Origin of the sequence: Agromyces humi (assembly GCF_009720255.1) — a bacterium.
GTDB lineage: Bacteria > Actinomycetota > Actinomycetes > Actinomycetales > Microbacteriaceae > Agromyces > Agromyces humi.
This window is the reverse complement of record NZ_WJSP02000203.1, coordinates 1-6527: the sequence shown is the minus strand read 5'-3', so window position 1 is coordinate 6527 and position 6527 is coordinate 1. Positions and strand designations below refer to the sequence as shown.

Here is a 6527-nt window from a genome sequence, read left to right as displayed (position 1 = left end):
CGAGGCCCTGGTAGCCGAGCCTGAGGTAGTGCGCCGCGAACTTGACGTCGTACCCCCACTCGGACACGAGCTCGGGGCGGCTGACGTTGCCGGCGAGGTCGCCTTCCATCCGAGCTCGCTGCCGCACCGCGTAGCCGAGGTGCCTGCGGGCGAGACGATGGGTGACGAAGCGGTGCCGGTTCTTCCGGAGCGACCGGCCGAGCCGGCTCGACGACAGCACGTACTTCCGCTCGCAGAACAGCGGGACCATCACCGACGGGTTGCCGGCTGCTGCCAGGGCGGCCCACTTCCGCAGCGGGTAGATCGTCAGGTCCAGGTCGCCGGCGCCGGAGCGTGCGTGCAGACCCTGCGAGGCGTCCGCGAGGCCGTGCACAGTCCGGTAGGTCCACAGGGCCGGGGACTGGTCGAGACCCATGACCGCATCGATCGACTCGACGGCGATCGCCATGTGGTCGATGTCGGACACCTGGTCGCCGAGGCCGGTGCCGTGCACTTCGGACCCTGCGACGGTGCGGATGATCGTCGGGAACTCAGCCTGCTCGTCGGCGGAGAGTCGCTGTTCGCTGGGCATGTCTGCTGCCTTTCTTCTCGGCAGACACATGCGCGGAATTCAGGCGAGGAGCGCGGAAAATTGGCTCGCTGACATGGCGGGTCGAGACCGCCGGCGAGAGGCACGGTCGAACAGCGGACGGGGCAGACGATCTCAGCGCTCGACGGCGGCGGTTCCCGTCTCGCGGTACGTCGCGATGACCTGCGGGGTGCGCTCGTCGAGCGATCCGGTCGCATCGATAACCTGTGCGGCCGCGACCTCTTGCAGGGCGGTGACCAGAGTCAGTACCTCCTGGACTCGCTCGTCGTCGACGTCATTGCCGGCCTGCTCGACATCGATGGAGTCGAGCCGCTCAACGACCACTGCCTTGAGCGTGGCGAGGATCTCGCCCAGCTCTCGGGCGCGCTTCCGCGCCACCCGAAGAATCTGGTCCTCGTCGTCGAGCCGTGTGACCGCGGCTTCGAGCTGCTTCCCGTGTTTTCTACCCACCGCGCCTGCGGCGGTACCCTGCACCTTCACGGCGACACCGAGGAGGCCGACGTAGACGCTCGCCTTCGCGGTGTTGAGCAGGGGCACGCCGAGTGCGGTGCCGCCGCCACCGGAACTGACGCTTCCACCTCCGAACAGTGCCTTCGTTGCGTCCTCGGCGGCGACGCCGTGGAGAAGGGCGATCCTTCTTCCGGTACTGGCCTTGCCGAACCGTGTCGCGGCTGCCTTCAGGAGGTCCGGGGTCTTCGACCCGACCACCCAGAGGTTCGCTACGGCGCCGGCACCGTGACCGCTCACGACGGCCGGGTTCACCTTGGCCGATCCAGCAATGGACGCGCCAGCCGCTCTGACCGCGGCGGGCTGCTGCTCCAGGAGCTCCTCGGCACGCGAGATGACCGCGATTTCGGCCCGCTCCTGGGAATCCCGCAACGCCCGCAGCACGGTGTTGGTGTGGTCGACCTTCGCGAGGTGCGCCCGATGGCGCTCGTCGTACATCGCGGTCTGCGACTCGATCTGGTTCGCCGCCTGGATGATCTGCCTGCCGCCGACCGTGCCGGCCGCGACGCCGCCGGCGGTGACGCCGGCGCTACCCACGACGAGCAGCGTGGGGACGATGCGGAAAGCCACCACTGGCACCTCCTGAACGGGCTGCGAGGGGATGCGCAGGTGCCGCGATCGTATCGCACAGCCACCAAGATGTGGGGTTCAGCCGATGTCAGGAAGCGAGGTCGTTCCTCAGCCGGTTGATCTCCTCGCGGAGCTCCTCGATCCGCTCAACCGCGGTGATCTCCGGCTCGTCGAAGTAGCCACGGATCCGGTCGAGATGGTAGAGATCGACGATCTCCCTGACCGTGAGGTCGTCTTCGTCCAGCCGAAACTTGACATCAAAGACCCGGTCCTCGACGTCTTTGGGCAGGAGCGACCGACACAACGACATCTGTCCAGCGATCGCCACTTCACGGAGGAAGATCGTCCGGATCTTCAGTGGGTGGCTGCTCCACCACTCGTCTTCGTACAGTGCCCAAGCTTCGTCGCGGGCAGCTTGGGCCGATCGCACTCGCGCGTCGTGCTTGTGGGTAAGTTCTGATCGATTGGCACTGTCGTAGAGATCTCGCCATTCGAGCTCGGCGAGGTAATGTCTCCGCTTGACGTCCTCGCGATAGCCAAGGGCGATGTTCCCGAGAATGCGATCCGGGATGTCGACCGAAGTCCAGAACGCCAAGTACTCATCGACATCACGGAACGGGCCTTGAGGGTAGAGGAACGTGCCCTTGCTGCTCAGCTGAATCAGCACCTGTGGATCCGCTCCCGTCTGCACCTTGCCCGAGTACTGGCCGTTTCCACCGTGGATCATATGGTTGCGGTCGACCGTCAACGTCATGCTATTCCCTCCGAGCGCGGTGTCATGCGTGCGTACGTATGCGGCTATCCACGCTCGGGCGCCTGGGTCGGGCCCATCGGACCTGCCTGACGGTTGGCTGCCGCTGATGGCTGAGCCGCCGACGGGGCCTGAGCGGACACTGACTGCGACGCCGACGCGGCCTTCCGTGCAAGCTTCGCCTGCTCCTTCTCGGCTCGCTTCGCGTCGGCGACCTCAGCGCGGACCCGCTGTTCGTCTTCCTGCTTCTGCCGCTGCTGTTCCTGGGCGAACGACGCGTGCATCTCCTGGTGCGCGGTCGCTCGCTCGTGGTGGTTGCGGCGGATCTTGGAGCCGACGGCGATGGGTGCGAGGACGAGGCCTGCTGCGCCGCCGGTGAGGGCGGTGGCTGCGACACCTGCGGCGGCGAGGCCCACAGTCTTCGCGGCGCCGGCCGGGTTCTGGGTGACGGTCTGGTGCACCTTGTTCAGCGTGGACTGGTACGAATCTTTGAACCGGGTGACCGACTGCTTCGCCGCGGTCTTGACCGCTGCGCCGCCGGACTGGCGGAGCTGCTGACGGTACTCCGGGTTCTTCAGCGCTTCCTTGGTGGCGAGCCCGGCGAACGCGACACTGTAGGCGGTGTCCTTGTAGCCAGAGACGGAGCGCTTCGCGGCGCCTGCGACGTTGGTCTTCACACCCTTCGCGAGCTCTCCGACCTTCTCCTGGGATGCCTTATGGCCGAGGCCTGCGAACACTGCGGTGGCGCCTGCACCGGCGACGGCGCTGCCGCCTGCCAGGACGGCGCGTCCGGCACGCTGGGTGGCGGTCATCGGGACCTTGTTGCCCTGACCCTTCCAGTGCTCTTCGACCGCCTTCAGGTCGTCCTTCGCGGCGAGCTGTGCGCCGCGTGCGCCGACCGCACCGACCGCCTTCGGGGGTGCGCCGGCGCCGACTGCGGGCTTGCCTGCACCTGGGGCGCTGCTGCCGGGGGCGCCGAGACGGCCGGCGGTCATCCGGTTGAGAGCGCGGTTGCCGATCTCCTTGCCCTTGCCTTCGACGGCTGCCTGGCCGCGGTTCTTCCACCGCTCCATCGCACCGCCGGCGAGGATGCCGCCGGCTGCTGCGGCGCCGGCGCCACCCCACGCGTTCAGGCCCTTGAGGGTGAACGGGGAAGGCTTCTTGAACATCTTCTGGAAGGTGTGGTGGAGCACCAGCACGGCGAGGATCGGGGCGAGGGCCGTCCAGATGAGCGCCCAGAGGACCTCACCGCCGATGAGGGACTTCCCGGCCACCACGAGGGTGTGGGTGAGCCAGGAGACGAGCACCATGATCGCGGACGCACCTGCAGCGACGACCGTGAACCCGACGAGTTGTTTCGCGAGCTCTGCTGATCGTTTGCCTGCACCGTCGGTGGAGAACAGCGACGCGAGCAGGGTGATGACGAGCATCGCCATGAGCAGGACACCCATGAACTTCGCCCAGATGATCGCGCCCGAGAGGATGAGCCCGAAGAGGAGGAAGCAGACTAGGCCGGCGACGAGCGCCCACCCTGCGGTGATGGACGCACCGAACCCTGTGTCGGTGCCCTGCCAGCTGCGGACGAAGTTGAGGACCTGCTCGTTGTCGGTGTAGTCCTCGATGTTCTGGTCGAGGCCGCCGCCGGTGGAGATGTCGAACGCGGCGCCGCCGTCCTTGCCGTCGCTGATGTTGGTCTTCTGGTCTCCGGTCCACCAGGCGTTGCACATGCCGGGTGTGATCCAGTCGGACCCGTCCTTCTTCTTTGCGAAGCCGCCGTCGACAGCCCAGCCGTTCCCAGCCCACTGGCATGCAGCCCAGCCGATCATGGTGCGGTCGAGCTCGTAGGCGTCGGATCCGACACCGAATGCCTTGGACTGCTTGTTCGCGGTGGTGCGGAGCTTCTCGCCGCCGTCGACGCCGAGGCTGGTGAGCCAGATCTGACGTTCCGGGGTGACGCCGGCCTGCAGGTCGGCGTAGTGGCACCAGACGCGGTCGGCGTACGGGTTGTCGGAACCGAACTGAGCGTCGGTCCAGGCGACGCGGCCGGTGTTCAGCCAGAGCGCGGAGACGGCGTCTGCCTGGTTCGCGTCGAGTCGCTTCGACTGGGTGAAGAAGTTCCGGAGGTTCTGCAGGTAGACGTCGCAGTTCATGCTGGTGCCTGCTGCGTTGAGTTCGTCGGTGGTGGAGAACCCAGATGAGGTGATCGAGCCCACGAGGCCGTTGGTGACAGCCCCGACGGTGTCGGTGACCTTGGTGAGCACCCAGCCCGGCGACCCGGTTCCCGCCCGGTACTCTTCACCGTTCTCACCGCCGGTGCTTCCACGAGCGCCGATCGCCATGACGGAGATCGCGGCGATCACGAGGACCACTGACATGCTCCGCTTGAACATCCCTGTGCCGGAGCGGCCTCGGGACTTCGCCCACACTCCCCCGATGACCAGCCCGAGGCTGACGAGGATGAAGATGAGCGGGTTCGCGAGGAGCATGTCGCCGAGGTTGCGGGTGGCGAAGTCGATCTGCGCGCCGACGGCCTTGATCGGCTCGAGGTTCGCGGCGAAGTTCGACAGGGCGTTCGTGGCGGTCCACAGGCCCGAGTTCCACGCGAGTGACGTGCCGGTGACCCCGTCGGATACGGCGCCCCACACCTGCGCGAGGATGTCACCGCCCGGGCGTGCGTGGAGGCTGGTCGTCGACTCGGACCACCGGTTCAGCGGGATCAGCTTCGAATTGCCGCCCTGCGTGTTCGGGTCCGGGAACGCGGTGATCCCGCCGTAGTCGTCGGCCATCGGGACGATCGCGCCCACGCTGGCGATTGCGTCGCCGCCGACGGTGGCTGCCATGGCGACGGTGGGGACGGTGAGGATCGCCGCTCCGAGCGCCGCGATGATCAGCGTTCGGTTGAACCGTCGTCGGTTGGTGCCGCGGTGCTTCGGAGCGGAGCGCATGTGGGTGACCGTTCTAGTCGAGGATGTCTGTCCGGCCTGTGGCCTTCGTGGTGGTGTTCGCGCGGCCGTGAACGGGTGCGAACTCATGCGGGTCGTTCTCGTCTCGGACCCATGCGGTGGGGTGCCGCGGGTCGTCGACCGAGACGGACGACGGGACGATTTGGGTGATGGCGGATTCGGCGGGCATCGGGACGCCGCAGACGAGGGCTTTGCCTTTCAGCTGCTTCGCGCGGCCGCGGTCCAGGAGCAGCTTGTACATCGGCAGCTGCAGCCCCTTCTGCGACCGGTACCGGAAAAGCCACCAGCCGGCGATCCCGAACAGCGTCGGCATGATGACCATGGCCATGGCGCCGATGAAGATGTAGAGGATCGCGGTGGGGACGATGGAAACGGCGACGGAGATCACCGTGACGATGAAGGTGGCTTTGTTGGCCTCCACCGTCATCACGATGATCTTCCGGTCGACGTTCCGTTTCCGCCCGGTGAGGTGGGTCAGCGAGTAGAGGGACATCCCCGCTTAGCCGAAGACCGGCCCGATGACCTTCAGCGCGATGTTGATGACCCAGCTGAGGATGCCGAGGGCCAGCGGGATGAGGATGTCGGGGGCGATGAGGAGCCCGCCGAGGCCGAGCGTCCACCAGATCGGCGACTGGCGTGCGCTTCCGCCGCGGCGCTTGTCCCAGACGAACTTGAGCAGCGAGAACGCGATGAGGCCGATGCCGACGACGATCAGCAGGACCTTCAGCGGCCCGTCGAATGCCGACGAGACGGTGCTCCAGAACACGCTCCAGGCGTCGACGAGGTCGACCTGTGCAGCAGTGTGGATGATCATTGGATCCCTTTCATGTACGGGTTCCGGCTTGCGGCCGGGGTCTGGTGTTCAGACATGCGGCGATTTCTCGCTGCACCCCGTACGTATGCGGCAGATCCGACGATTCTTCGGCGACCGGGCATGACAAAGCGCCCCGGTCAAAAGTCCGGGGCGCTGGCGGTCTGCGGCTAGAAGATCGGCATCAACGGGATAACCTTGCGGGCCATGGCCACAGCTTCCTCAGCGACGTCGATGGCGTCGGTGACGTCGGCGCTGGTCGTCGTGACGGTCCCGTCGTCTGGGTTCGGGTACTCGTTCCGGTGCCGGCGACGGCGGACCCGGTGGACGTCGCGT

Annotated in this window: 6 protein-coding genes; all 6 read right to left on the bottom strand. The window is 66.8% G+C overall.

Going from position 1 to position 6527, the window contains the following annotated elements:
* Positions 1 to 571 (bottom strand): DNA polymerase beta superfamily protein (locus tag GH736_RS14725; protein WP_159604627.1); only part of this gene is annotated, 571 nt, incomplete at its 3' end.
* A gap of 132 nt (positions 572 to 703) precedes the next feature.
* The gene (locus GH736_RS14720) at positions 704 to 1666 is read right to left on the bottom strand and encodes a hypothetical protein (RefSeq protein WP_159604625.1); all 963 of its coding nucleotides are present in this window, start codon (positions 1664 to 1666) and stop codon (positions 704 to 706) included.
* Positions 1667 to 1754: 88 nt separating this feature from the next.
* On the bottom strand, positions 1755 to 2420 hold the full coding sequence (locus tag GH736_RS14715) for a hypothetical protein (protein WP_159604623.1): 666 nt from the start codon (positions 2418 to 2420) through the stop codon (positions 1755 to 1757).
* Positions 2421 to 2464: 44 nt separating this feature from the next.
* Positions 2465 to 5362: a hypothetical protein gene (locus GH736_RS14710; RefSeq protein ID WP_159604621.1), complete on the bottom strand. Its 2898-nt coding sequence runs from the start codon at positions 5360 to 5362 to the stop codon at positions 2465 to 2467.
* Positions 5363 to 5375: 13 nt separating this feature from the next.
* Positions 5376 to 5873, bottom strand: a complete 498-nt coding sequence (locus tag GH736_RS14705; RefSeq protein ID WP_159604619.1) for a hypothetical protein — start codon at positions 5871 to 5873, stop codon at positions 5376 to 5378.
* A gap of 6 nt (positions 5874 to 5879) precedes the next feature.
* Positions 5880 to 6194, bottom strand: coding sequence for a hypothetical protein (locus GH736_RS14700; RefSeq protein ID WP_159604617.1), 315 nt, complete (start codon positions 6192 to 6194; stop codon positions 5880 to 5882).
* Between the last annotated feature and the right edge of the window lie 333 nt (positions 6195 to 6527).

Bases quoted from the DNA above. Each gene is read 5' to 3' on its own strand.
- GH736_RS14715 (WP_159604623.1), bottom strand. From the start codon at position 2,420: ATGACGTTGACGGTCGACCGCAACCATATGATCCACGGTGGAAACGGC.
- GH736_RS14700 (WP_159604617.1), bottom strand. From the start codon at position 6,194: ATGATCATCCACACTGCTGCACAGGTCGACCTCGTCGACGCCTGGAGC.
- GH736_RS14705 (WP_159604619.1), bottom strand. From the start codon at position 5,873: ATGTCCCTCTACTCGCTGACCCACCTCACCGGGCGGAAACGGAACGTC.
- GH736_RS14710 (WP_159604621.1), bottom strand. From the start codon at position 5,362: ATGCGCTCCGCTCCGAAGCACCGCGGCACCAACCGACGACGGTTCAAC.